Annotated in this window: 32 protein-coding genes, 1 tRNA gene and 2 pseudogenes; 17 read left to right on the top strand and 18 right to left on the bottom strand. The window is 41.9% G+C overall.

Annotated elements, in window-relative coordinates; translation table 11 throughout:
- The 9 genes and pseudogenes from P618_RS09255 to P618_RS02810 all read left to right on the top strand — a co-directional run.
- A pseudogene (locus tag P618_RS09255) lies at positions 1–116 on the top strand (IS701 family transposase); the annotation flags it as partial.
- 138 nt (positions 117–254) lie between these two features.
- Positions 255–347, top strand: a tRNA-Ser gene (locus P618_RS02845).
- Positions 313–861: an alpha/beta hydrolase gene (locus P618_RS08435; RefSeq protein ID WP_204365636.1), complete on the top strand. Its 549-nt coding sequence runs from the start codon at positions 313–315 to the stop codon at positions 859–861. The genes P618_RS02845 and P618_RS08435 overlap by 35 nt, the downstream gene beginning before the upstream one ends.
- A gap of 14 nt (positions 862–875) precedes the next feature.
- Positions 876–1,769, top strand: coding sequence for a S66 peptidase family protein (locus tag P618_RS02835; RefSeq protein ID WP_021827748.1), 894 nt, complete (start codon positions 876–878; stop codon positions 1,767–1,769).
- Positions 1,766–2,284, top strand: a complete 519-nt coding sequence (locus P618_RS02830; protein WP_024161131.1) for a GNAT family N-acetyltransferase — start codon at positions 1,766–1,768, stop codon at positions 2,282–2,284. Before P618_RS02835 ends, P618_RS02830 begins: the two co-directional genes overlap by 4 nt.
- 559 nt (positions 2,285–2,843) lie before the next feature.
- On the top strand, positions 2,844–3,272 hold the full coding sequence (locus P618_RS09250; protein WP_040458340.1) for a GNAT family N-acetyltransferase: 429 nt from the start codon (positions 2,844–2,846) through the stop codon (positions 3,270–3,272).
- Positions 3,269–3,706, top strand: a complete 438-nt coding sequence (locus P618_RS02820) for a GNAT family N-acetyltransferase (protein WP_021827745.1) — start codon at positions 3,269–3,271, stop codon at positions 3,704–3,706. Before P618_RS09250 ends, P618_RS02820 begins: the two co-directional genes overlap by 4 nt.
- A 228-nt stretch (positions 3,707–3,934) precedes the next feature.
- Entirely contained in the window at positions 3,935–4,954 is a 1,020-nt protein-coding gene (gene alr, locus P618_RS02815) for an alanine racemase (RefSeq protein WP_024161130.1), read from the top strand.
- Between the two features lie 88 nt (positions 4,955–5,042).
- Positions 5,043–5,726, top strand: a complete 684-nt coding sequence (locus P618_RS02810; protein ID WP_021827743.1) for an aspartate/glutamate racemase family protein — start codon at positions 5,043–5,045, stop codon at positions 5,724–5,726.
- Positions 5,727–5,761: 35 nt separating this feature from the next.
- Here P618_RS02810 and P618_RS02805 read toward each other — a convergent pair whose 3' ends face one another.
- Entirely contained in the window at positions 5,762–5,992 is a 231-nt protein-coding gene (locus tag P618_RS02805; protein ID WP_021827742.1) for a hypothetical protein, read from the bottom strand.
- Between the two features lie 20 nt (positions 5,993–6,012).
- Here P618_RS02805 and P618_RS02800 point away from each other — a divergent pair, with 20 nt between their 5' ends.
- Positions 6,013–6,435 (top strand): hypothetical protein, encoded by a 423-nt coding sequence (locus tag P618_RS02800; protein ID WP_021827741.1) that lies wholly within the window; start codon positions 6,013–6,015, stop codon positions 6,433–6,435.
- A gap of 164 nt (positions 6,436–6,599) precedes the next feature.
- Here P618_RS02800 and P618_RS06020 read toward each other — a convergent pair whose 3' ends face one another.
- The 7 genes from P618_RS06020 to P618_RS02770 form a co-directional block, all read right to left on the bottom strand.
- Positions 6,600–6,974: a hypothetical protein gene (locus P618_RS06020; RefSeq protein WP_024161129.1), complete on the bottom strand. Its 375-nt coding sequence runs from the start codon at positions 6,972–6,974 to the stop codon at positions 6,600–6,602.
- Entirely contained in the window at positions 6,943–7,671 is a 729-nt protein-coding gene (locus P618_RS06015) for a hypothetical protein (protein WP_156918975.1), read from the bottom strand. Before P618_RS06015 ends, P618_RS06020 begins: the two co-directional genes overlap by 32 nt.
- Positions 7,672–7,673: 2 nt before the next feature.
- Entirely contained in the window at positions 7,674–8,408 is a 735-nt protein-coding gene (locus tag P618_RS02790; protein ID WP_021827738.1) for an alpha/beta hydrolase, read from the bottom strand.
- Between the two features lie 99 nt (positions 8,409–8,507).
- On the bottom strand, positions 8,508–8,894 hold the full coding sequence (locus P618_RS08300) for a hypothetical protein (RefSeq protein ID WP_024161128.1): 387 nt from the start codon (positions 8,892–8,894) through the stop codon (positions 8,508–8,510).
- Positions 8,891–10,204: a recombinase family protein gene (locus P618_RS02780; RefSeq protein WP_021827736.1), complete on the bottom strand. Its 1,314-nt coding sequence runs from the start codon at positions 10,202–10,204 to the stop codon at positions 8,891–8,893. The genes P618_RS08300 and P618_RS02780 overlap by 4 nt, the downstream gene beginning before the upstream one ends.
- On the bottom strand, positions 10,204–10,644 hold the full coding sequence (locus P618_RS02775) for a DUF2924 domain-containing protein (protein ID WP_021827735.1): 441 nt from the start codon (positions 10,642–10,644) through the stop codon (positions 10,204–10,206). Before P618_RS02775 ends, P618_RS02780 begins: the two co-directional genes overlap by 1 nt.
- Entirely contained in the window at positions 10,625–10,834 is a 210-nt protein-coding gene (locus P618_RS02770) for a hypothetical protein (RefSeq protein ID WP_024161126.1), read from the bottom strand. Before P618_RS02770 ends, P618_RS02775 begins: the two co-directional genes overlap by 20 nt.
- A gap of 161 nt (positions 10,835–10,995) precedes the next feature.
- Here P618_RS02770 and lexA point away from each other — a divergent pair, with 161 nt between their 5' ends.
- From lexA to P618_RS02755, 3 genes are all read left to right on the top strand, one after another.
- On the top strand, positions 10,996–11,685 hold the full coding sequence (gene lexA / locus P618_RS02765) for a transcriptional repressor LexA (RefSeq protein ID WP_021827733.1): 690 nt from the start codon (positions 10,996–10,998) through the stop codon (positions 11,683–11,685).
- Complete coding sequence (locus P618_RS02760; RefSeq protein WP_162147064.1) at positions 11,627–12,790, top strand: hypothetical protein; 1,164 nt, start codon at positions 11,627–11,629, stop codon at positions 12,788–12,790. Before lexA ends, P618_RS02760 begins: the two co-directional genes overlap by 59 nt.
- An 86-nt stretch (positions 12,791–12,876) precedes the next feature.
- Positions 12,877–14,010 carry a hypothetical protein gene (locus tag P618_RS02755; protein WP_021827731.1) on the top strand — a complete coding sequence of 378 codons (1,134 nt, stop codon included), beginning with the start codon at positions 12,877–12,879 and terminating at the stop codon, positions 14,008–14,010.
- On the opposite strand, the gene P618_RS02750 is transcribed toward P618_RS02755, so the two are convergent.
- The 10 genes from P618_RS02750 to P618_RS02705 form a co-directional block, all read right to left on the bottom strand.
- The gene (locus tag P618_RS02750) at positions 14,011–16,200 is read right to left on the bottom strand and encodes an AAA family ATPase (protein WP_021827730.1); all 2,190 of its coding nucleotides are present in this window, start codon (positions 16,198–16,200) and stop codon (positions 14,011–14,013) included. It lies immediately after the preceding gene.
- On the bottom strand, positions 16,197–16,901 hold the full coding sequence (locus P618_RS02745; RefSeq protein ID WP_021827729.1) for a YqaJ viral recombinase family protein: 705 nt from the start codon (positions 16,899–16,901) through the stop codon (positions 16,197–16,199). Before P618_RS02745 ends, P618_RS02750 begins: the two co-directional genes overlap by 4 nt.
- Positions 16,891–17,235, bottom strand: coding sequence for a hypothetical protein (locus P618_RS02740; protein ID WP_021827728.1), 345 nt, complete (start codon positions 17,233–17,235; stop codon positions 16,891–16,893). The genes P618_RS02745 and P618_RS02740 overlap by 11 nt, the downstream gene beginning before the upstream one ends.
- Positions 17,226–17,477 (bottom strand): hypothetical protein, encoded by a 252-nt coding sequence (locus P618_RS02735; RefSeq protein ID WP_021827727.1) that lies wholly within the window; start codon positions 17,475–17,477, stop codon positions 17,226–17,228. The genes P618_RS02740 and P618_RS02735 overlap by 10 nt, the downstream gene beginning before the upstream one ends.
- A complete protein-coding gene (locus tag P618_RS02730) occupies positions 17,474–17,728 on the bottom strand; it encodes a hypothetical protein (protein ID WP_156918974.1) in 255 nt (84 codons plus the stop codon). Before P618_RS02730 ends, P618_RS02735 begins: the two co-directional genes overlap by 4 nt.
- A gap of 134 nt (positions 17,729–17,862) precedes the next feature.
- Complete coding sequence (locus P618_RS02725; RefSeq protein ID WP_021827725.1) at positions 17,863–18,141, bottom strand: Hint domain-containing homing endonuclease; 279 nt, start codon at positions 18,139–18,141, stop codon at positions 17,863–17,865.
- Positions 18,142–18,151: 10 nt separating this feature from the next.
- Positions 18,152–18,751, bottom strand: a complete 600-nt coding sequence (locus P618_RS02720; protein WP_021827724.1) for a hypothetical protein — start codon at positions 18,749–18,751, stop codon at positions 18,152–18,154.
- Entirely contained in the window at positions 18,748–19,620 is an 873-nt protein-coding gene (locus tag P618_RS02715; RefSeq protein ID WP_021827723.1) for an ATP-binding protein, read from the bottom strand. The genes P618_RS02720 and P618_RS02715 overlap by 4 nt, the downstream gene beginning before the upstream one ends.
- Complete coding sequence (locus P618_RS02710) at positions 19,617–20,090, bottom strand: hypothetical protein (RefSeq protein WP_021827722.1); 474 nt, start codon at positions 20,088–20,090, stop codon at positions 19,617–19,619. The genes P618_RS02715 and P618_RS02710 overlap by 4 nt, the downstream gene beginning before the upstream one ends.
- Positions 20,091–20,112: 22 nt before the next feature.
- Complete coding sequence (locus P618_RS02705) at positions 20,113–20,688, bottom strand: ECF-type sigma factor (protein WP_024161123.1); 576 nt, start codon at positions 20,686–20,688, stop codon at positions 20,113–20,115.
- 736 nt (positions 20,689–21,424) lie between these two features.
- On the opposite strand from P618_RS02705, the gene P618_RS02700 reads away from it, so the two are divergent.
- The 4 genes and pseudogenes from P618_RS02700 to P618_RS02685 all read left to right on the top strand — a co-directional run.
- Entirely contained in the window at positions 21,425–21,883 is a 459-nt protein-coding gene (locus P618_RS02700; RefSeq protein ID WP_024161122.1) for a crossover junction endodeoxyribonuclease RuvC, read from the top strand.
- Positions 21,880–22,134 (top strand): DUF6378 domain-containing protein, encoded by a 255-nt coding sequence (locus P618_RS02695; protein WP_021827719.1) that lies wholly within the window; start codon positions 21,880–21,882, stop codon positions 22,132–22,134. Before P618_RS02700 ends, P618_RS02695 begins: the two co-directional genes overlap by 4 nt.
- Positions 22,131–22,466 carry a hypothetical protein gene (locus tag P618_RS08190; RefSeq protein ID WP_162147063.1) on the top strand — a complete coding sequence of 112 codons (336 nt, stop codon included), beginning with the start codon at positions 22,131–22,133 and terminating at the stop codon, positions 22,464–22,466. The genes P618_RS02695 and P618_RS08190 overlap by 4 nt, the downstream gene beginning before the upstream one ends.
- Before the next feature lie 234 nt (positions 22,467–22,700).
- Positions 22,701–23,543: pseudogene (locus P618_RS02685) on the top strand (ParB N-terminal domain-containing protein); the annotation flags it as partial.
- Between the last annotated feature and the right edge of the window lie 24 nt (positions 23,544–23,567).

The raw sequence follows: 23,567 nt of genomic DNA, 5'->3' as shown, positions 1-23,567 counted from the left end.
TAGAATTATTGAAAGTGAAAACCTCATTGAATCATTTTGCAATAAAACAAAAACTATTGTTAAAAGCCAATGTTTTAATGTTCAATGAACTTCAAATTTTGAAAGGTGCTACGTAAGATGAGTTACTTAAAAGAAAACTTAAAAAAGATAAAATGCAAACAAAATTTTTCCCTATTTTTCAAACTTTCGTTAATGTTATTCTGAAAAAAAGAGTTGACTCTTTTATCGTTTTTTACTAGTATAAGAATCAGGTTGGAGAGATGGCCGAGCGGCTGAAGGCAGTGGTTTGCTAAACCACCATACACTCGAACAGTGTATCGAGGGTTCGAATCCCTCTCTCTCCGCCATTTACTTGTTGGTTCAGCTCCAGCTGATTATAAAGGACAAAAAGCATTTGCTGATGAGTTTAATAAGAGAACGCACAGCATCAAACATAAGATTGATCCACTCTTTAATGACAAAATTCTGAGCGCTCTTAGCAAAGAACAAATTAACGACGCCTATCGTGATTTATTTTCTGTCTACTTTGAAGAACCTTCAAACGTCCAAAAATTAACCTTAGATATGAGTAAAGAATCTGCAATCGGTGGATTTAACGTATTGTCTCTTATGTTAAAAACACCATATTTCACACCAGATTGTAACTTAATACCAGCTTTACGTAGCCTCACTGTGCCAACTTTAATTATACACGGCAACCAAGATATTATTCCCGTTGATACAGCAAAGACCGTACAACAAGCTATTCAAGATTCTAAAGTTGTCTATCTTAACGATTGTGGGCATTTTCCTTACATAGAAAAGCCAAATGAGTTCTTCTCATCTATTAGGTCGTTTTTATCTAAGGTAGAGCAAAGATAGATGAGGAAGGTGTTATGAGTATCAAGCATGTTATCGGAATAGTAGCGCCATCTAGCCCAGTACCTGATGGGCTCATCAAACAATCATTTGAATATTTCCAAAGATTGGGATTCAAAGTAAAAACAGGAAAGCATCTCGATAAAAAAGAATTATTTGCAGCAGGCAGAGATGAAGAAAGAGCGGGTGATATCATGGACTTCATCAAAGACCCAGAAGTTTCAGTCATCATCACGACGAATGGCGGCACATGCTCGATTAGAACCCTGCCTCTTTTAGATTATGATCTGATTAAGCAAAACCATAAGCTTATCGTAGGCTATTCAGATGCAACAGCAATGCAGCTAGGCATTTATGCAAAAACCAGCGCGCTATCCTTAACGGGCTTTAATTGTAGCGATATTAAAAACAGAACTGTCGCAGAAAGCACATTGTCCTCTCTTCTGCATTACCTAAACCAAGAAAGCTACTGCGTAAACGGTGGCCAGACAGTATACCATGGCACCGTCACAGCCCCTTTAATCGGCGGGAATCTCACTTGTCTGTTAAATCTAATGGGAACACCCTATCAGCCGGATTTCTCAGGAAAAATTCTTTTGATAGAAGATGTTGGGATTGAGCCATACCTTGTCGAAGGTATGTTTTCTCAATTGCACGTCGCAGGTGTTCTAGATAATCTGGCTGGTCTTGTTATTGGCAATTTTACAGAATGCACGGCCAAGCATTTTGACTCCAAAGGGATCAGAACAGAAGATGTTATTGATCTCTGGTGTAAACGAATTAAAGTTCCATGCATTAAGAATTTCCCATATGGGCATATTGAGAATAGATATGTATTGCCCATTGGGCAAAGTATCACACTGGATGCCTCAAATTGCAGGCTGGATGTTAATTTTACAGGTTTATTATGAATAATATAGCAAAAACTCAAAACTTAATTATCAGAAAAATTGTGGATAACGATTTTGAAGCGTTATTCAATTTACTGAGCAATAAAGAGGTGATGCGCTACTCTGTTCGTGGCCCTTACTCCAAAGAACAGACAAAAGACTTGATGTTGTTTATTTTAGAACGTTACAAAAAATATCCACTTGGCATATGGGCGGTTACAGAGAAACATAATGATGTCCCAATAGGAATATGCGGATTTATACCACTAGAAGAAGATGATACTCAGTACGAAATTAGTTATCGTCTTTTACCTGACTTTCAAGGTAAAGGGTTTGCAACTGAAGCTGCCATGGCTATAAGAGATTATGCTGCAGGTATTGAGATCAATGAATTTATTGCTTTTGTTGATCCAAAAAATAAACCTTCTATAAGAGTAGCTGAAAAAATTGGAATGAGATTTTTAAAGAATGACACATACAAAGGTATTCCGGTTGTTTTATACAAATATGAGAATTCAAAGGTAAAAGATGAATAAATTATATTTTATAGGCGGCGCCAGTGGTAGCGGTAAAACGGCTGTGATGCCTCACTTGAAAGAGCTATTGGGAGATGGCATTGCCGTTTATGATTTTGATGACATCGGTGTACCCGAAGGTGCTGATAAAAAATGGCGTCAAGAATCCACCGAAAAGTGGCTACAGAAATTATTGAGCGAAGGCAAAGATACCTGCTTGCTGGGTCAAATTGTTTTAGGCGAAATACTGAGCTGCCCTTCAGCCAAGCAAATAGATAAAATCAACTTCTGTCTTTTAGACGTCAGTGATTTCGAGCGTATTGGGCGTCTCAAAAAGCGCAACACTTACGGTGCTGATCAACATATGCTGAACTGGGCTGCTTGGCTTCGCATGCACCATCAAGACCCTGAGTGGACTCCCCATGTTATCCAAGAAGATGCAGCCGATATAATGGATTTTACCAGGCTATCTGCTCTTAAAAGCTATGAAGAAGTTGCGAATATAAAAATCCTTGATACAACCGATCTTGCTTTACAGGAAGTTGCGGGGCAGCTGGTGGATTGGGTCAGATCATTTGATATTGCCCCATTTCATGTTGTTAAAGTCCAACCACATGAAGTAGTTGTTATAGAAAATAAAATAACCTCATACAATAACAGCAAAGCACCATTCAGCCAGCAGCAACCTTTTGTAAATTTAAATTTTTGTATAAAGGATGATAGCGGATTAATTATCGCTGGCATTACTTCTTTGATGTATTGTTGGGGTATGCTGTTTGTCGATATTTTAGCCATAGACGAAAAATATTATAAAAATGGTCTGGGCAGTAAACTGCTTAGTCATGTAGAAAATGAGGCTAAGAAACTTGGGGCAACCCTGGCTCACCTCGATACCTTTGATTTCCAAGCGAAAGACTTTTACATCAAGCATGGATATGAGGTCTTTGGTGTTTTAGACGACTGCCCTAAAGGTCATAAGCGCTATTATATGAAGAAGGTTTTGGGATGATAAGGCATGCCACAATTGATGATACCCCTAGACTTTTGCCTCTTTTATCAGAGCTAGGTTACCCAACTACTTTGGAGCATTTGAATAGAAGATTTTTAAAATTCGTAAAGAATCCTGGTTTTGGGGTTGCCGTTTATGAAACGAATGAAGAAATCACAGGCCTTGTTGCTTGGACAAAAACGGATCATTTGATCTCGGATGCAACGCGCTTTTCGATTGTTGGACTCGTTGTATCGACAAGCCATAGAGGTACTGGCATCGGTAAAAAACTCATGAAATTTGTTGAGGATATTGCCAGACAGCATTCACCGGCTATTATCGACTTAACCTCTGGCCTGAGACGAGCACAGGACGGTACCCATGAATTTTATAAGTGCATTGGCTATCAAAATGAAGGTCCTATGGCCAAACTTTATTTACGGAAAGAATTATGATCACAGGAAAATGTTTTTGTGGGGAGATCTACTATAAAATGTATGTTTGGATTGAAGAAGCACCAAATTGGATCGTATTTGATCCCAGCATCTCAAAGTTTGACTAAAGTGCAATTTAAGGTTTAATAGATAAGCTAAAAATCATAAAACAAACTGAATAAGCTTATTGACTCCTTAGGCTAAAACATATATTCCATGCGCATATAATTTATATCGGTTAAGGCGAACATGAGCAGACCAACTTTTGCAATTTTATCTACTCAAAATTTAATTCACAACATTAAAGTCATTAGGCAAAAAGTAGGTAACGCTAAAATTGTAGCGATGGTTAAAGCCAATGGATATGGCCATGGTATAAAATCGACTGCTTTAATACTGGATAATGAAATAGACTTATTTGGAGTTGCTTCTATTGATGAAGCCCTTGAATTGCGCGAAGCAGGTGTTAAATCACCTATATTACTTGCTCAGGGAATTTTTGAAGAAAATGAGTTATCTATTGCCGCAAATCAAAATTTTCATATTACATTTCATAATACAACTCAGGTGGAGTGGTTGCTTAAGAATCGTTTACCTGCGCCAATTCATGCTTGGATAAAGATTAATACCGGTATGTGCAGACTAGGCTTTAATATGGATATAGCAAATAGTATGTATGAAAAATTAAAAAACCACCAGCAAGTCTCTTCTATAAAAATAATGGCGCACTTTGCTTGCGCTAACAATAGTGAACATCCACTAAATAAAAACCAAATTAAACTTTTCCAAGAATTTACAAAAGATAAAAAAATAGAATTAAGCATTTGCAACTCCGCGGCTATTATAAATTTTCCAGAATTGCATCATGATTACGTAAGACCTGGAATCTCCATTTATGGGGGGGCTCCAATAGATGGAGTGCCCGCAAAGGATTTAGGATTAAAACCCGTAATGACATTGCAAACAGAGCTAATGTCTATGCAGATAATGCCTAAAGGCTCATATATTGGGTATAATGCCAGATATCAATGCGATGAAAATATGCCTATTGGTATTGCAGCATGTGGTTATGGAGATGGTTATTCTGTATCAGCAAAGGATGGCACTCCTGTCTTAGTGAATGATATTAAGTGCAGTGTTGTAGGCAGAGTTTCAATGGATATGATAGCTATCGATCTTAGAAATAATCCATCAGCGAAAGTTGGTGATAAAGTAACGTTATGGGGCGATAACCTTCCAATTGAAGAAGTTGCAAAATCATACAAGTGATATAACTTGGTGCTTACTCACCGGAATATCAGGCCGAGTCAGGTATGTTTGGGTATGATATTAAAATTTTATTAAGTGGAGAGCTTTTATGAAAACAATAGGTTTATTAGGAGGCACTGGATGGTCTTCTACAATTGGATATTACAAACTGCTAAATGAATTAGTTGCAGAACGCTTAGGTGGTTATCACAGCGCAAAGATATTGCTAAAAAGCATTGATTACCATGATATCATGTTAAATTATGGCATAGATCATGATGCGGTTAGCCAAGTCCTAGAAAAAGAATTACTAGAATTAATAGCGCTAAAACCAGATTGCATAATCATTTGTTGCAATAGTCTGCACAAATATTACGACATGATCAAGTCAAAATTAGCATCAGACATTCCAGTTATGCATGCAATTCAGCTAGTTGCAGATCACTTAAATGATAATGGTCAAAAGAAAGTTCTGTTACTTGCCACCAAGTTTACAATGGAAGATGGTTTCTTCGCTAAAATACTTGAAGATAATGACATTCAGGTTGAAATACCAAATGCTAATGAGCGAAATAAAATGCAAGAGATACATGCAGAGTTAATGCATAACGTTGTTACTCAGGAATCTCGAGATTATTTCTCTACCTTAATTGCTAATCACAAAGATTTGGATGCTGTAATATTAGGCTGCACAGAATACCCTTTGGTTGTAGATCATGACAATTCAATATTACCAATTGTAGATCCTGTCTATTTGCAGGCCGTGACTGCTGTAAACTATGCACTGGATTAGTGATACAGAGCAAAAATTATCGCTGTTAAATTCAATTAATTTACCACCTCGCAGCCAAATAATTCGCCTTGTTCATGCCACAGACTTGGGATATTTTGCATAAGATCTGCGAGTTTCATATGACGGGGTTGATGCCCTAAAAGAATAGCCTCTTTGAGTTTTGGTGCAAGAAAATTGAGCCTCAGGATCAGCTGTACGTATTTGGCTGTGACTTTATTAGCATCGCATAAGTCCTGCATGGTTTGATATTTGCCGGACTTATTCACAGCTGAAAGCTGGGATCAGTTTGGATGCCCCTGTTCATCATAACACCTATGATTATGATGGCGATGAACGCAATTCCAGCACTTTGGATTCTGATATTACTCTTGATTATGGATCTGATTTTGCTAAGCCCTTTTTGCATATCTTTGCCGGAAAGCCTATGTGTGATCCCTCCAAGGTACATCTTGCAACCAATAATTTTAAGGCAACCGTCAAAGATACAGAGCATAATTCTTTTGGTGATCATGGCTTTTTAAAAGATAATGTTACTGTTTTTCAAAAGAAAGGATGGCATTTAGGAGCCGGTAATGCCAATACGTTATCCTATTATCCTGAGCTCAATTCGCTGATTAGGGCTTTTTTTGATAAGTTTCTTAAAGCTGCACCAGTTCACCCCATGAACCTAAGCAGTGACATCGTTACCATTGAAACAACGAAGGAATAACAACATCACAACACATCCAGCTTGGAGTTTTAATTTTTAAACGCTGGATATAAATCAAGTGGTCTTACGTCATTCCATTTTTCATAAGCATGCGCTAGCATTTGCTCAGCTGACTTACGTAAATGAGGAAGCAGATTATGGGTTCTTGATACTTGGATAAATGCTTAAAATCTTAAGATAAAGCGTGGTCTAGCCAATTTTTCTTCTTGCTTCCATAATGAATCAACAGGTACAGGACCGGATGACCAGCACTCATCTTTATCCATGATACGCAAGGCAAATGGCATAGAGCTTAGTAGCCAAAACCCACAGGCCGCAACATAGCTTTCATTGTATTTGGCGTCATCAATGATAGCCTCAATTTTGCTTGCAATTGTTTCGCGGTAAAGAGATTCTAATTCGTCAACAATTGATTCAGGCAAAGCTTTGGCGCACCAACAGGTTGGGAAATTCATCCTAAAATAAGTTGCATCTAGCAAGCTACTTCCAGGCCCTACCCACTCAAAATCAATCAGCTGAAGTCTTATCCTTATCTTCATGGTCACATACGTTGTCAGGGCAAATATCGACATGGGTTAGTGCATAAAAATCTCCTGGGCTTAAGATCATTTTTATAACATTTATCGCATCTTGTTTTACTTCATTTGTAAAAGCAATATCAAAGTTATTACAAATAAGCTCTAATTTAGGGATCAAATCTTCTTCGTTCCATTTGATGCGCTCTTCTAGCGTTTCCCTCTTTGGATGAGCCGAGGCTAATAATTCATCATACTCGTTAATGCGCCCATAACTTGCCATATCAAAATGCGCAAGAGATTTGGTAAAGCGCTTAAGAGCGGCTACTGCTTTATCAGGATCAGATTTAGTCAAACTATCAACAAGGCTGATATGGTTGTTTCCTAAATCTTCAAGGAGGATGAATCTAAAATTCTGGTTAGCGCCTAAAAATTTAGGAATGCTGTGGTTAATGTCAGACCCGTTCAAGAATTTAAGTCCGGCAGAATCTCTAGCAAATCTCGCCAGAATATCATCATCCGTGGTTTCTTGGTTCCTATCAGAGAGTGACTGTTTAAAGATAACGGATCGCATTCCGTTATTGCCTAAGGATAAAAACAGACGAGCAATCCGATTCCGTCTATCAGCTTCGCTTAACAATTGGATATCATTAATTTTCACTTCAAGACCAAGGTGATCTTGCAAAGCTTTAGTAACTGCTGCGAGTAACTCTGGTTCCATGATCATGCTACACTTCCCAAAAACCAATCGAGCGCGGTAAAAATCTTCTTCTTAAGTGGCTCAGTTATTTCACCATCTATATAACTTGCGTGAAGAGCGCCCCTTGGCTTGATGACGGTTAAATCAAGATTCGCGCGCATCGCATTATTTTCCTGGACTGGTTCAGCGATAACGCCCACATCGGTTGTAGTGTCATCTGCTTCAAACATGAGTACCTGCATAGGCGATATAGGTCTTAACCTTGCTCTTCTTGCATCAAATAAAATCAAAGAACGCACTAACTCTGGATGTTGATTCACAAAATATTTCGCAATATCACCGCCATTTGAATGACCGCTGAGTATTAAATTATCCAAGCGAAGAGGTAAATTTTGTTGCTCTAATTGTGATAATGCAAACAAAATATTGGCTTCTCCCCGGATATATAAGTGACGGCGAGCTTCATCTTGAATCGCATTTGGATCAACCTTCTCAAGACCATCAACATCGCCAAAAACATCATGCTGTATGCTCACAAAAGCATAGCCTTTTGCGGTAAAATATTCTGCTAGATAGGTGTATTGCTTGCATTTATAGCTCTTAAGTAACTCTTCTTCTGTGAGACCTTCCAGTCCTTGATAGCCTGGACCAAAAATTATTGTTGGAAGCTTATTGCCTTCTTTTTCAGGAAGATAAACACTAACAGGAACTTGCCTTTTACGCGATTCATCGTAAAAATCAAAATAAAGTGTTTTCATAAATTACCATTAATTTTGCGTTCTATACTTCTGGCTCTTAACACAAGTCCCATATAACTACTATATTATACGCGCAAAGTGTTTTGTAGTCAAAAGAAATCACACCACCTCGCAGCCAAATAATTCGCCCTGTTCATGCCACAGGCTCGGGATATTTTGCATGATATCGGCGAGTTTCATATGGCGGGGCTGGTGTCCTAAAAGGATAGCTTCTTTAAGTTTTGGTGCAAGAAAATTGAGCCTCAGGATCAGCTGCACATATTTGGCTGTGACTTTATTAGCGTCGCATAAGTCCTGCATGGTTTGGTATTTGCCGGATTTAAGCTGGCGTTGCCATAGGTGGGCACGCACTAAAGCTTTGACCAATGTGGTATCTATAGATGCATTCTGACTAGCCAATGGCGCCTTTCCTTCCGGCACCAGCACCATTTTTCTGCCACCTCGTTTTTTAAGGCGCATGGGCATGAATACCGATAATTCGCTCATAGGCATGCCTCCATGCCGGCATGAAGCAGTAAACTCTGCAGTCCATCTGCATGGATGCGTACATCAATACCGTCTTTTCGTACCAATACTGCTTTGATCAGCAAGCAGATAATACGGTATTGCTCAATCGGAAAAAGCGAATCCCAGATTACATCGATTTGCTGTAACATCGCAAAGGCTTCATCCGTGGAGATTTGTCCCTCCAGAGATTTGAGGGTTTTAGCGGTAATTTCAGGGCATTTAAGGAGTTCGCGCACTTGTTGTACTACGAAGCGCTCAACCTCATTGGAGGCAATGGTTTTATGGTGGGAGGTGCAGCTTTTGCCACGTAAATGATTGCTGCAGGCATAATAGCGATAGCGTTTATCCTTCTTTTTGGTATAAGTCGGTGTCATCGAAACATCACAAACCTGACAGCGAATGAGGTTTTTTAACAGCGCCTGATCTTTAGCTGCAGATTCTCTGCCTCTGATATGCGGGCACTTTTCAAAGACGCGCTGCACTTCATCAAAAAATTCAGGCTCTAAAATACCTTCATGCTCACCTTCATAAACAGCATCTTTGTGGGCAACGAAGCCTTTATAAACCGGGTTAATCAAAGTCCTGCGTAAATTGGCTTTGGTAAATAGCTGCGCGCCATATTCTTTGCCGGTTTTGCTGATAATGCGCTTGGTACGATGGCCTTGCTGATTAAGCTCACGAGCAAGATTAGTGGTTGAGCGCAGAATCAAAAAACGGCTAAAGATATGCCGAATCAGCTTTGCTTCTTGCACGTTGATTACCAATTTGCGGTCACAAATATCGTAACCAAGTGGCGGATTACCGCCCATCCACATGCCTTTTTTCTTGGAGGCGGCAAATTTATCGCGGATGCGCTCGCCTGTCAGTTCACGCTCATATTGGGCAAAACTCAAAAGCACATTGAGCATCAAACGGCCCATAGAGCTCGACGTATTGAAGGATTGAGTTACTGCAACAAACGTCACTTGATGCTTATCAAACAGTTCCACAATCTTCGAAAAATCAATGAGCGATCTGGACAGCCTGTCTATCTTGTAAACCACCACACAATCAACCAAGCCATTTTCAATATCTTGAAACAACTCTTGTAAAGCCGGACGATTTAGCGTGCCACCGGAATAACCGCCATCATCATAGAATTTGCTTAAAGCGACCCATCCTTCATGTTGTTGGCTGGCAATATAGTTTTCAGCGGCAAGCCTTTGCGCATCAAGGCTGTTGAAAGCTTGTTCTAATCCTTCCTCATGGGACTTTCGTGTGTAAATGGCGCAGCGTATCTTCTTGTTCATCAGGCCTCCTTATTACTGCGCAATCCAAAGAAAGCCGGTCCATTCCAACGAGTGCCTGTGATTTTGCGGGCGATGGCGGATAAGGATTTATAGCTTTGCCCCTGGTAGATGAAGCCATTTTCTGAAACCAGCACCTCATGCAAGTCACCCTGGAATTCACGAATGAGCTTGGTACCCGCTAAAGGCTTAGCGGCCATATAGTGATTGGTGAACTTCTTACCCTTCTCCATTTGATCAGCTAAATTATCGAGCTGCTTTGCTGATTTTTCAGCCATAGGGCCATAAGCAAGCTCTTGCAGACGATAAGCCAATCTTGGGATGAGATAAGTTTTGGAATGCGGCGGCGCATCCGTATCAAAAATACTTCGCCACAATTCTTTAAGTTCTGCGGTGCTTTTACTTTGTAAAGCTAGAACTTGCTTAATAACAGATTCTTTCATGACCTTGACCATAATTAGTTTTCTCTAACAAATCTGCTCTAGAAGCGCTTCCTTTTGAAGAGAAGTCAAGAGAAAGTTTCTCTGAAAGCCTTGATTTACCTAGGTTTTGAGTAGATTGTATACGCACTGCAGCGATAATATGTGCAACTTCTTTTAGGCGATCATAGTTTTGGGCTTGGGTTAATGGCATAAAGGACCTCATCTGATTAGCATGTGGTTTATGTACAGCTTCCAGAGAGATTTCGTTCACAAGAACTTCATATGTTACAAATAGCTCTTGACTAACCTAACACCTGTTAGGTATGATAAATTTAAGTTAAATTTTAGGATATGAGGTTCAATCGTAAAGCGATGGATGCGCCCAAGAAAAACAAACCAGGACCCGTTAAGTCCGTAGGACTGACCAAGGCTCAAGAGGACACGTTTGCTGTCATTTGCCGTCTTAAAGAGCAACATGGCGTCGCTCCGACAGTGCGGGAAATTGCAGCTGAGCGTGGAGTTTCTGCCGTTTCAGCGCTGGAGATTATTCAGCAGCTAGAGGCTAAAGGTTATTTGCGCCGGGGGCATGGGAAAGCTCGGGCTATTGAGATCTTGGATCAACCCCTAAAGTCAGATCAAATTCCCCATATTGTGCCTATCCAAGTAATAGGACGTGTGGCGGCAGGACATCCGATTTTAGCGATTCAGGATGATTTGGGAGAGTTTTGCGTGGATGCAAGCCTTGCACGCGGTGAGTGCTTTGCGCTGCAAATTTGCGGCGATAGCATGGTTGATATCGGCATTCATGACAAAGACTATGTCGTGGTCCGGTCTCAGCCCACTGCGATGAATGGTGAGGTTGTGGTGGCTCTGATCGATGATGAGGCGACCTGCAAAACCTTTTATCAAACTTTAATTGGCGTGGAACTTCGGCATGAAAACCCGGAGCATGAAGTCATCCATGTCAAAAAGGGTCAAGATTTAAGGATTCTTGGGAAGGTAATTGCAATCAGAAAAACAGTGGAGGTTAAAACGAATGCTGCAAATGGTGTTAAACAATGAAGTGTTGATGGCGAAGATCCATCCGAATCGTGAATTTTGGGAAAGTCATCTGGAAATGCCCTTTGATAGGCTGATTCAGGATTACCAAGATGCCAAGATTCGTAAGAATTGGCTCGATTCCCTATCAGGACGCCAGCTTGGCCTGTTGTTTGACCTGTCCATGAAAAAACCTCCCCATGAACTTTCCGTGCAGCAAATGCGTAAAACCTTAACCGACTTTCCTGAAGAATTGATCAATTATTTTCTGGTGCATCATTTTAATCACGCCAAACTTGAAGCGGCCATCACCGAGATTGCAAAGCCCATCCTTTCCGCTGAAACCATGGCCAAGCTATTGGTTAAAGACGATAAATACGACAAGAAAGGCTTGCTGTTTGCCCTTTTTAAAGCTGATCCTGAGTTACTCAAACATGTGTATCATTTTGATAAGGTGCAAAAGAAAGGGTTTGGCTCCTTTGTGCTGAAAAATCCTCCGCGTCAGCCGGCTACTTCTTTCAAAGAATTTGCAACTGAAGATGTGGTGAGAGCTGCTCTCAAATCTCATGATGAAGAGCAAAATGACAGCTTTGAAACCCATTTACAGGGGTTGTTTTATCATGAAGATCGGCTGTATTTATTTATCCGCAGAGCCAGTGATGAAGACTTGCTGTTAAGCTCTAACCGCATTGTCCATGGCCATAAGTCCGATTGGATCATCCTGGATTTTGCTGCCAATGCTAATCAAGTGAATCTTTGTGCCAAATGCTCCAACCAGGGATTGAAGATCGCTGACCGTTTGGTGAGTAGCTATTTTGATAAAGACTGCTCCTTCATCAATATGCAGGATTACAACTTTGCTGCTCAAGTGAAGGCTTTCCTTCGGTCGTGCGCAAGTGAAATCGATAAAGAACTCAAGCTCTTTGAGCTTAAATTCAGATCAGCTCATCTTAAAAACAACACTCATCTCATTTTAACAACGCACCCGACTGACCCTATTGCAGAAGAGCTTGAAGCGCTGCACCAGGCCGTTGGCGATATTTTGGATAATATAGCCATGATTGATTCGGTAAGAGTTGTGTTTCAGGGTAAAAAGGTCCCCCCTCTTTTTAAGGACCGATGCGGCTGATCCGGGGCATGTGATGATTTGCTATTCAGAATATGTGTTGGATAAAAAGGGGCGCGCAGCTTTTAAAACATGGATGAAGGATTGCTATGGCCTTACGATCTTGCCTAAAGCAAAATGCTGCGCATGAAGATGCATTGCAGGATTTGCTTGAGTCCAGCAATTCATGGATCAATCCGAATCAGGTTTATTTAGAGGCTGCGCATCATTTGGGAGAGCTTGGCTTTATCCAGCTCAAAGAGCATTATTTCATCAAGTGCGCCAACCCCTTGGATGCTTTGGATTTTGACAATCTGATTAATCCCGATTGTGAGAACAAAATTGTTATTGCTGATGATTTTGATGAATCGTGCGACGATCTCATGTGCGAGGAATGCGGACGTTACATTTTGCCCATAAGCCATCAAAAACAAAGGTTTCATGTTGTCTCTTTATCTCTGCAAAAGCAGGCTATATTGCAATGGCTTGAGGCTGAGCTTAAAGAATTTACGTTTAAAAATCAGAGCGCCGGCGTTTATCATGTGCTACTCGATAACGGATTCGTGACTGTGATCTTGCCTGATTTTATCGATAATCCCTCGTATTTGGCTGTAGATAAACTCAAAGCGCAACCGACTCTGATCATCACATTACGAAAAACCTTACCTCATTTACCGCTTGATATAACGACCATCAGGTTATCGGATTTGATGAGTGAAAGGCTGTCCTTACAGCAAGGCTTACATATGGCGATGGATCATGGCGTACCAAAAGAAATACCTAATGTTTCAAGGCAAATACTACCTTTTGTTTCGCTGCATCAAGCAAAGATGGCTGAAAAGCCGATAACCTATAGCATCACCATTGATAGTGAAGGTATTTTTGTGGGCGGCATTCATGTCATTGGCAAACAAGCCCCAAGTCGTATTCAGATTTTCAGGATTTTACTGGAGCAATATTGGCGCGATTTCGAAGAAGGGAAACCCAAAGAAACGCACACACCGCTCAACCTGCATCAAATTGCTGAGCGCTTAGAGCCGCACATGGGATTGATTGATGATTTAGAGCAGCAAATTAGAAGGCCGCTTAACAAGATGCAAAAGGCCATTGAAGAGACGCTGGCTAAGAAGCTGGGCGTTAATATTAAACGCGACGATATCATTCAAACCCTTGGCTGTCCGGGCTTTAAAAAGCAAGAATATGGCTACCGGTTAAACCCATTCACTCTGGTTTTTACGAAATAGCTAATCGTGATAAAACCACACAGAAAGATTTTCCAAAGTAATAATGCTACCGTCTTCGGCAGATTTATAATGAGTGGGTAATATAGGCTGAAAATGGGTAGTTTCTTCGCCTGTTGCGGGATCAACCTTGGTTTCTTTTAAATCCATAGCTTCCACGCATAAAAAACCATATTTTGATTTGCGGGCAGCAGTTTTACAGAATTTGATATAGCCTTTGGTAGCAAGCACATCAATACGATCACGAATGGAATGCTGGCCGCCAAGGCCCGATCTATTTTCAAAGGCTTTGCAAAATTGGCTTGCGGTATAAAGTTTACCTTTGCGTGCTTCATCGTAAATCAGTTGTAGGATAATATCGTGCTTACGCCTACGTTCTGTATCCAATTTTTCGCCGTAACGCTTATTCACTAGACGCTCTGATTCTTCTTCCAAGATAGACCATTTGCCGCCCATTTTATCCACCCATTTATTATTGATACGCCCACCGTTGCGTAGTTCAAACATCAATTGCCTGGGGGTTTTGGTTTCATCAGGCCGAAACAAAATCATACCGGTGGTATAAAATCCTCTGAGGGCACCGGCACCGCTTAAACATTGAAAAGGATCTTCTTCCAAAAGCTTCTTGGTAATCTTTTTAGTGTGGTGGGCAACAATCATCCCGGCATTGGGATTTACCTGATGACGCAGGCGCTCAAGCCTTTCTTGCAAGAAAAATAACATGGCGTTGTTATCGTTTTCGGTTCCATGATCCCCGGCATCAAAGATGTTACGCAAAGGGTCAATGACGATCAAATCCACGGTTTTCGAATCAAAAAAATCGTTGATGGTCTGCACAATCTTGGCAATACCTTCATCATTTAGCAGCATCCTGGTTTGAGGCGTTATCACTAGATTATTGCTGATTTGCTCGAGCACATCAGGATCAAGCTCCAGTTGTTTCAAACGTTCACGCAAATAATGATAACCAATCTCTGTTTGCAGATAAAAAATCTTCAAGGGGTTTGCGGGCTTCATCTCTAAAAAAGGCTTGCCTGCTGCCATGTGCACAAGCCAGCTTATAAGAAAATCGCTTTTTCCGACTTTTGGTGCGCCGCCAAAAATCAGCAGCCCACCGGGCGTTACGATACGTGGGGCAATCACATCAGAGGGCATGGGTGAATCATCCTGAAGTAATTGCCCCAAGGTAAAAGCCGGGACCATCTTATTGATGCTGATTGTCTTTTTCTGGCAAAGTTCAATAAAATCTTCAAGATCAACACCTTCTGCATCAGAATCCGCTGCATCATAGCCTTTGGGCTTGTTTTCTGGGATCTGAAGAATTTGGATCGATGCCACGCCCAGGTTTTTGAGTTTTAATGACACTTTATCGGCATATTGTCGGCCTGGCTCATCATGATCCGGCCAAATGATCTCATGTTTGTTTTTAAGCGATTCCCAATCCGTTTTATCAATGGGCGCATTGGCACCGAACATGGCAGTGGTTGCGGTAATACCATGTTTCATGAGGCTATCTGCGGATTTTTCTCCCTCAACAAGCACAACCGTTTTGGCTTTGAGGATGCCTGGAATATTGTAAAGCGGCCTTGGGTTTGGCGCGCGATTACGACAGGTTTTAACGTCCCATGGTCTATATTGCTTACCTGAATCTGTTTCATAGCGATAAACGCAGGCAATCAGTTTGTTGGCTTCATCAAAATAATCCCACCTGGCAGTGGGGGCCCCGAGCAGCTCAGGTCCTTCTTCCTCTTGTGTCGCTTCATGTTTTTTCTTAATCTCTGAGACCATAGCATACACACTTTTGGTGCGCTCACCGGACCACTGGGAAATATCGGTTAAAATTTCAGGAAACTGTGAACGTGTGTCTTTGCCGGTGACCGCCGCCCATAAACTGATAATGTCACCTCCTTCGCCGGTTGCAAAATCATGCCACATACCGATGCGATTACCTTCAAGCTCAACCACTAAGCTTTGACCTGGATTGCCTTGCACATCACCCACATAAAACTTATTGCGCTGGAAAACGCCGCCCGGCAACAAGTAGGATAAACAGGATTTAAGGCTGTACAGTAACCTAGCTTTTAGCTCCGATACTTGCTCTGATGGCTCCCAAGGTGCTGTGCTTTCAAAGCAGTTCTGCGGGATTGCTGTGTTGAAGTTAAAGAAATCTTTCATATCAATGACATTGCTCATAAGCCCCCTCCAAAACAGGTTTTATGGTAAGGGCACCATTTGCATTCAAAGTAATTGGGATCTTGGCTAAGACGCGGTAACAGCTCAGAAGCCTCTGACGCCTGTAAGATTTGCACAGCACGGTCAGAATATTTTTGAGCAACAGCCCCATCAAACGCGACCCACTCGAAATAAAGTTCTGAGGTGTCTTTATTGAGTGCAACCAACAAAGCCGGTGCTTCTGTGAGTTGCATATAGGCCATATAAAGCTGAATTTGCACATAATATCCTGGTTTGCTAACCGCAAGGCCATGCTTTTCAAGATCTTTCCAGGATTTATTATTAAGCGTTTTGCACTCAAAAAGAGAAGGATAAAGAAAACCATCAGGGCCTGCTACAATCACCCCGTCAATATGCCCAGCAATCCGATCATTTGCCACTGAAAAGCTATATTGCTGGCCGTCTTTATTATGAGTTCTGATATCAAACCCGGCATCTTTCATCCACGAGATCACTAACGATTCCAGATGATGACCCATCGCAAAAGTCCGCAGCTGCTTACCGGTAAAGGGGTGATCTGCTTCTGCGCCCATAAACTCATACTGTAATTTACGTGCGCAATTTTCTTCTAAACGAGAAGCACCAAGATACGACCTTTTTGGCTTTTGTCGGTGTTCTTGTGCAATAGCGCTATCCAGCATCACTGCTAATTTATTTTCCATGACTTGCCTCATCGATGATTTGGCACCATTTGATTAAATCAGCGACCGTAAGGCTTCCGATAGGCGCTGCCAGATTCGCGTGCTTCGCCAGATAGTTGAAGAGGATCTGGGCGTTTCGCATAATATGAATCGGGACGGAAGTAACATCCCCTTTGTTCCGGTTGGAGTCGTGAGAATCGCTTCCGCCAGCTGCTAAAGGCATCCTGGCACTTTTTGCTGCAAAACCACCAATGTTTTGAATAATGGTTGTTTGGATAAGACCATCCAAAACCGCCGGCTTTACCGTGACAGAATGCGCACCAGTGTTCTTGATTTTTTGACATGTTATGACCATTTGAGTACCTTTTGAAGATGTTGAATATTTTTTGTCATAAGTGCTTTGAAGAAGTGATCACGCACCGCATCCGGATCAAGCTCGGCAAGATCACAGACAAAACAAAAAGACTGAGGCGATTTTTGAAAAAACCAGCGCAGTGACTGATGCCTATAAAGACTGGAATCGGTGCATCCAAAGGCATCGCGCGCGGCTCTATCAATCACAGCCCGCCATAGTAGTATTTCTCCTGTAATATTCACGGCTGCTCTCCTTGCATCACCATGAAGTCTGATTTCAAATAAAGGCTATCCGGCCCTTGTAAAACCAACTTCATGCATTGCTGCGGCTGTAACGGATGCACGGTAAATCCGGTACGAAGAACATGGCGTTTTTGCACTCTTGGCCCTGGGATTTTGTGTCCAACCCGAAGTGGGATATCTTTAAAATCACCATAGATGCAAAAGCGGTAATAGATTTGCCCAAGGGCGGTTCGCTCTTTAGGCAGTGCCATTAAACCTAAGCTTTGCGCCACAAAATTCCTAAGAAATATGGATCAAGCGGTAATTTTGGACCATCACTAAAATTCACAGGCATGCGGTATAGCAAATGTACGCCCTTAAAATGCGGTGATTGCTTGAGGTATTCTCACATCGGAATGGATTTGAGATCATATAGTTCAAGACTTGTGGAGCGCACTAATGGCAAAGATTGGCTGGCACCTAAAACAAATGACGCTCCCTTAATCGGTCTGATTTCAAAGGCATCTTCTAAAGACGTTCTGATATCAATCACCGTTCGTGGCAGGCTATCTGCGCCCATAATCTCATCGCCTATTTCAATGGCAGTAAGAGGCTTTATCGCACCGCTTGCCATCAGAATATCGATAGGCTGAGGTGAAGCTTTTGGAGGATGATGTCGTGTCATGATTTACCTCCTACCTATTAAGCCAACTTGGTTGAGCTGAAGTAGCCGTGGCTTCTGTTTCTACAACATCCGATGAAGCTTGAGACTTACGGCCGCTTACTCCCATCACAGAAGCATAAGAGCTGTAATTGGGGGTAATGATGGAAAGAACCGTATTCTTGGGTTGGTAATTGCCGCTTTTATCCTCCTCAACACCGATTTTGATCCCAAACTCTATACCCATCAGCTCAAGCAGATCATTAATCGTTCGACCTTCAATGGCATTTTGAGAGCGATCATTAGGGTGGATGTTTCGGGCAGATTCCAAGATGGACCTAATCATCGTTCTGCCGTTCATGCCCCAGGTATCTTCGCCTTTAGCATTACGTTTAGCGCCTTCAATGCCGATTAAATGGTAAACCTTGCGTTTGGCATAAGGACCTTCCAAAATGGTCAGCTCCGTGTTGAGGTAGACAGAACCTGTGCGATCACTTTTGGTTAGCCACTGGCCAAGGCCAAACCCACCTGGGCGCAAAGTCATAGTGACTTTTGCGAGTGTTCCAGCCGGAATAAGGACCAAATCATTTTGTGGCAAAGCGTTATTGAAATCTGTTGAAAATTCGTATGTCATAGTGTTGGTGCTCCTTTGATACCCCGGGTTGCGCTAGACTCTTCAGCAAGGTCAGGGGTCGAAATCTGGTTCTTTGCTGGGGAGGTCTTAATTTTTTTGAGTAATTTGCCAAGGTGGGCTTCTTCCACCATCTCAAGTCTGCCGCTGCGATCTTTGGCCGGATATCCCCAAGGATTGAGCGTCTGGCATACAAAGGCTCTTTTATCGGGTGCATCTTCCGTCTTCATGGCCACCATGCTGATGACTTCATCAAGTACGCCCGGTATTTCATTGGCTGTTTTGCTGCCCTCACACTGAGGCACCCAAAGTGGACGATTAAAATCATCCAAGCGCTGCTCTAAAATGCCCACTAAAATCACATCTTTTTGCGGGATGTGCTGGAATTGGTTCAGCCAAGCCATCATCTCAGAAGCCAGCAACCCATAAGCAGCTCTGGTGTCTGACCGACCGGTTTTATCGGAAAAACTCTCCGGCTGCGATTTAGCCCAAGTCAGGCAAAGACGTGAGGCAACCGTGATGCTATCGATGAAAATGCATTTGTATTTTTCCATGGCAGTTGGAGCGCCATAATGAGCGCAAACATACTCATAATGCTTTTGGCTATAAGGTTGATCGGGTCTTAGCGCTGGATTAGGACCACCAATAAGGCAGGCAATATCACGTGCTTCGTTCCAGGTACGGATGCTAATGGCGTCACCCTGCCAGTCTTGAACCGCAAGTAAACCAGCTTCTAAATCGATGCATAGGGTTGGCTCATCAAGCGTTGTAAGTAGCCGGGTTTTGCCGATGCCAAAGCCGCCAAAGATCACCATTTTGACGCCGGTTTGTTGTTTTAAGCGCTGATCGGCGCTGATAATTTTCATGCTCATTGATCGTCACCTCCATCGATAATTTGGAATTTGGGTTTGCCTAAATGGACACTGCGTGCCTCATCAAAGAATTTGCGAAGATCATCGGGCCAGCTTAGGTATTTGCGCTCATCAATGGCATAGGTGGCTTTGACGTAATGTTTGCGTTCACCGGCGGGGATTTTGTCGATAATAATTTCGAGTTTTTCTTGATCCCAAAGCACTTTTTTAGGCATTTCAGCAACAATGGTGTAAGCACCGTCATCAAAGCGAATCGTGCCGGTATCTCTGCCGTCTAGCTTTAATTTGTCCTGCGCTGTTTGGCTGAATTTAAGATTAAGGCCATCTTCTAAAAGGGTTTTGCGCTTTTTAAGGCGCTCGGCCATCTCGTTTAGCCTTTCCATCAGCGAACGTAAATCTTCGGAAGAAAGATGGCTGATTTCGGTAGATTTGGCTTCATCCAGAAACGATAGTGGTATTAAATTTTGCATACAGTTCTCCTTGGTATGGTTGTTATATTCCGCATTGGGGAAAAAATTGTTCACACCTTCTGATGTAAACAGACGTGGGAAAGAACATCGGCCGCATGAGCTCTAAGTCTCGGTAAATAGCTGCTCTGGAGCGCCCACTCATGTGCGATACTTCGGTGATGGTGAAGATTTTGAGCTGCTCACAAAGCGTTTGAAAGCTTTCTGGCAATTGATGAATAGCCTTACTCACATCAATGCGAATGCTGATCTCATCTTCAAAACAATGATCATCCGCCAAATAATCCATGAGGGTTTGGCCATTCTCATCCTCCTTGTCCAAAGACAGCGTTTGGGTTTTTCCGCCCCGTTTGATGCACATATGTTTGTGAATCAAATTGTTGCTGCGGCGCGAAAGAAGTTTATCGACGAAAGTTGCAAGGCTACTTTTTGAGCGGTCAAACTTGGATAAAGCAGGCCAAATCTCAAGCAGTAAGTCTTGTTCAATGTCTTCGATTTCCTGGGATTCAAAGCATTTCATTTGCTTTAAACGCCAGGCATGGTACTTAAGTTGTTTTACGATCTCAGGCTCTAAACCTGAGTAGTTATTACGTGATCTCATATGAAGCCTCCTTGATTGGTTCATGCTTCAAGGATGCGATTTTTGGCGGTTTTTCTGACCGGACGCGCCTAAATCAAATAAGACCGTGGGCACTGTAAAGGCCTAGAAATAAGCCCACTCAAAAACAAAGAATCAGACTTCTGGAAAATTAAATAAGACCACTCGGATGAGATGTTGGAATTGGATTATATGAAAGGGTAATTTTCAGAACATCCACCATGTGGCACTGGTGCTGTGAGCTTTCGATAAAAATAATTTTTCAGCTCATTTGTCACATGGGACTGGTGCTGTGAACTTTGAATGAAAGATGTTTTGAAGAGTGTTTGCCCTATGGCATTGGCAATATGAGTTCTAAATGAGGGGTGATTTTTGTAAATCTAGACCCAGATTTTGTAAATCTAGAATCTGCAGAAATCTAGAAATCCAGGTAAATCAAGGGTTTGAGGGCTGTTTCTAGATTTACAAGAAATCTAGGCGTCAATCTAGGAAATCTAGCGCAAACCCCTGATTTTACTAGGGTTTCAGAAGATTTCTAGATTCGGGAGAAACTCCCTATATATAAATATATAGGGTAAGTGACCCTGACGGGCACTTGCCCCCATATTTATAAAAGGTATTTCGCGCGCGTAAAAGTTCCTGTTACTCACTTCATATTTTTGCGAACACAACTTCAAACAAAGCTGAACATAAACACCAGAAAATAAATTTTGCGAATAGCATTTCTTGGATGGTGGATATGGAAAACATCGTGGCTTTAGATTTAGGAACACAAACCGGCTGGGCTTTGCTCAATGGTGGACGTGTCTTCAGTGGAGAGAGCTTTCATACATCACGCTTTAGTGGGGGTGGTATGCGTTTCTTACGCTTTCGCCATTTTTTGGATGCGTTAAAACAAAAGGCGGACATTCAAGCGGTGTATTTTGAAGAAGTACGCAGGCATTTGGGTGTTGATGCCGCTCACACCTATGGCGGGTTTTTAGCGCATTTGACGGCTTGGTGTGAGGATCAGGAAATTCCATATCAAGGTGTAAGCGTTGGGACGATTAAGCGTCATGCCACCGGCAAAGGCAATGCCAGTAAGGAGGAAATTATCACCGCCATCAAGGCCAAAGGATTTAATCCGGTAGATGATAACGAAGCCGATAGTCTGGCGTTACTGCTATGGGCACAAGACAACATGGGAGTTAAACAATGAATGGCAAACGATTACTGGAGCAGTCTATTTTAACGATTGAAGAACGGCAAAAAGTGTATGGTTCACCCAAGGAGAATTTTGAGTATATCGCCAAACGCTGGTCGCTGCTCTTGGGCACAACCATTACGCCTACTCAAGTTGGCTTGATGATGTTGGATTTAAAGATTGCACGATTGCAGAAAAATCCTGGCCATTACGATAGCTTGGTAGACGTTGCTGGATATGCGGCGTGTTTGAGCGATCTCAAATGAAAGATTTTTTCTTTAGTCGGACACTTCTATGCAGAACACTGAATATAACACCTATCAGCAATACAAAGGGTTTGAGCAGATGCAAAAAAATATTTTTACTTTTGCGGACAGATCATGTGGCGTTGCTGAATATAGTAAGCAGAGATAAGTGCAAGGAGAGATATCCAGTGTTAGAGGGCAAAATGATTCGCGGAAAAAATATTTTTAAAAGCGCGAACATTTTTGTGGGCAACACTGAATATATTATTTGGAAAGACAATTGGGCGATTTTTAGCATTGATGGACAAAAATTATTTCCGCAAAAATATTTGATAAAGTGCGGACGTTTTTAACCTCACTGCTGAATATAACCTATAACAGTAAGAGAAAGGATTTAGAGATTATGACTTAAGAAGTGTTCAAGACCTCAAAACACAGTTGAATCACTAACGTCTCGGCACAGGGCGTGCACGGGTCCTTCCCTATACCTATGCCATGCGGGTGGCAGAGCCCCGGGATTTTACTAGCGTTAGAATTGGCCCAAACTTTGACACTTGACAGAAATATTAAAAGGAACAGGGGCGCATATGACTGAGCTACAAATAGAGCACATCCCAATCGACAATCTTATCGCATACGCCCGCAATCCCCGCAAAAATGATGCGGTGGTTGATAAAATATGTGCCTCCATCAAAGAATTCGGCTTTCGTATTCCTGTTATTGCTAAAAGCGATGGTAGCGTTGTTGATGGCCATTTACGCCTTAAAGCTGCTAAAAAACTGGGTTTACAATTAATCCCGGTAATTTTAGCCGATGATTTAAGTGATGCCCAAATCAAAGCCTTTAGATTGCTTGCCAATCAATCGGCGAATTGGGCGGATTGGGCGGATTGGGATGACGATTTACTCAAGCTTGAACTGGAAGATTTGCAGGCGCTGAATTTTGATCTGGAATTAACCGGGTTTGATTTTGATGAAATTCAAAAACTCTTGGATGCAACCGATATTGATCTTGACGAACCTGCTAAAGCTGATTCAGTTGATCCGGCAGATAATATTCCAGTCATCAGTAAGCCTGGTGATTTATGGATTTTAGGTGAGCACCGCCTTTACTGCGGCGATAGTACGTTGATTGATTCCTACAAAATTGTTTTAGAGGATGAGCAAGCCGATATCACGGTGTGTGATCCGCCCTATAACGTCAATTATGGCGCCAGTATCAAAGATACACTGCGCAACAAATCTCGTGAAAACAAACATAAAATCTTGAATGACAATCTTGGCGAAGGATTTGAAAGTTTTCTCTACGATGTCTGCTCTAACATTATCATGAACACCAAGGGCGCTATTTATATGTGTATGGCCGCTTCAGAACTTGATGTCTTACAAAAAGTCTTTAAGCAAGCCGGCGGGCATTGGTCTACATTCCTAACTGATGTTACGCAGCAATAGTTG

It is taken from the genome of Holospora obtusa F1 (assembly GCF_000469665.2).
Classification (GTDB): domain Bacteria; phylum Pseudomonadota; class Alphaproteobacteria; order Holosporales; family Holosporaceae; genus Holospora; species Holospora obtusa.
Note: the sequence above shows the minus strand (reverse complement) of the source record. Positions and strands in the feature narration are given on the sequence as shown.

Excerpts from the sequence above, each read along its gene's own strand:
- P618_RS02720 (WP_021827724.1), bottom strand. The coding sequence starts at position 18,751 with ATGACATACGAATTTTCAACAGATTTCAATAACGCTTTGCCACAAAAT.
- lexA (WP_021827733.1), top strand. The coding sequence starts at position 10,996 with ATGGATGCGCCCAAGAAAAACAAACCAGGACCCGTTAAGTCCGTAGGA.
- P618_RS02750 (WP_021827730.1), bottom strand. The coding sequence starts at position 16,200 with ATGAGCAATGTCATTGATATGAAAGATTTCTTTAACTTCAACACAGCA.
- P618_RS02780 (WP_021827736.1), bottom strand. The coding sequence starts at position 10,204 with ATGAACAAGAAGATACGCTGCGCCATTTACACACGAAAGTCCCATGAG.
- P618_RS02710 (WP_021827722.1), bottom strand. The coding sequence starts at position 20,090 with ATGCAAAATTTAATACCACTATCGTTTCTGGATGAAGCCAAATCTACC.
- P618_RS02835 (WP_021827748.1), top strand. The coding sequence starts at position 876 with ATGAGTATCAAGCATGTTATCGGAATAGTAGCGCCATCTAGCCCAGTA.
- P618_RS06015 (WP_156918975.1), bottom strand. The coding sequence starts at position 7,671 with ATGGAACCAGAGTTACTCGCAGCAGTTACTAAAGCTTTGCAAGATCAC.
- P618_RS02755 (WP_021827731.1), top strand. The coding sequence starts at position 12,877 with ATGGCCTTACGATCTTGCCTAAAGCAAAATGCTGCGCATGAAGATGCA.
- P618_RS02820 (WP_021827745.1), top strand. The coding sequence starts at position 3,269 with ATGATAAGGCATGCCACAATTGATGATACCCCTAGACTTTTGCCTCTT.
- P618_RS02810 (WP_021827743.1), top strand. The coding sequence starts at position 5,043 with ATGAAAACAATAGGTTTATTAGGAGGCACTGGATGGTCTTCTACAATT.
- alr (WP_024161130.1), top strand. The coding sequence starts at position 3,935 with ATGAGCAGACCAACTTTTGCAATTTTATCTACTCAAAATTTAATTCAC.
- P618_RS02705 (WP_024161123.1), bottom strand. The coding sequence starts at position 20,688 with ATGAGATCACGTAATAACTACTCAGGTTTAGAGCCTGAGATCGTAAAA.
- P618_RS02790 (WP_021827738.1), bottom strand. The coding sequence starts at position 8,408 with ATGAAAACACTTTATTTTGATTTTTACGATGAATCGCGTAAAAGGCAA.
- P618_RS02745 (WP_021827729.1), bottom strand. The coding sequence starts at position 16,901 with ATGGAAAATAAATTAGCAGTGATGCTGGATAGCGCTATTGCACAAGAA.
- P618_RS02695 (WP_021827719.1), top strand. The coding sequence starts at position 21,880 with ATGAATGGCAAACGATTACTGGAGCAGTCTATTTTAACGATTGAAGAA.
- P618_RS02730 (WP_156918974.1), bottom strand. The coding sequence starts at position 17,728 with ATGGCACTGCCTAAAGAGCGAACCGCCCTTGGGCAAATCTATTACCGC.
- P618_RS02770 (WP_024161126.1), bottom strand. The coding sequence starts at position 10,834 with ATGCCATTAACCCAAGCCCAAAACTATGATCGCCTAAAAGAAGTTGCA.
- P618_RS02700 (WP_024161122.1), top strand. The coding sequence starts at position 21,425 with ATGGAAAACATCGTGGCTTTAGATTTAGGAACACAAACCGGCTGGGCT.
- P618_RS02830 (WP_024161131.1), top strand. The coding sequence starts at position 1,766 with ATGAATAATATAGCAAAAACTCAAAACTTAATTATCAGAAAAATTGTG.
- P618_RS08190 (WP_162147063.1), top strand. The coding sequence starts at position 22,131 with ATGAAAGATTTTTTCTTTAGTCGGACACTTCTATGCAGAACACTGAAT.
- P618_RS06020 (WP_024161129.1), bottom strand. The coding sequence starts at position 6,974 with ATGAAGATAAGGATAAGACTTCAGCTGATTGATTTTGAGTGGGTAGGG.
- P618_RS08300 (WP_024161128.1), bottom strand. The coding sequence starts at position 8,894 with ATGAGCGAATTATCGGTATTCATGCCCATGCGCCTTAAAAAACGAGGT.
- P618_RS02775 (WP_021827735.1), bottom strand. The coding sequence starts at position 10,644 with ATGAAAGAATCTGTTATTAAGCAAGTTCTAGCTTTACAAAGTAAAAGC.
- P618_RS02715 (WP_021827723.1), bottom strand. The coding sequence starts at position 19,620 with ATGAGCATGAAAATTATCAGCGCCGATCAGCGCTTAAAACAACAAACC.
- P618_RS02725 (WP_021827725.1), bottom strand. The coding sequence starts at position 18,141 with ATGACACGACATCATCCTCCAAAAGCTTCACCTCAGCCTATCGATATT.
- P618_RS02740 (WP_021827728.1), bottom strand. The coding sequence starts at position 17,235 with ATGGTCATAACATGTCAAAAAATCAAGAACACTGGTGCGCATTCTGTC.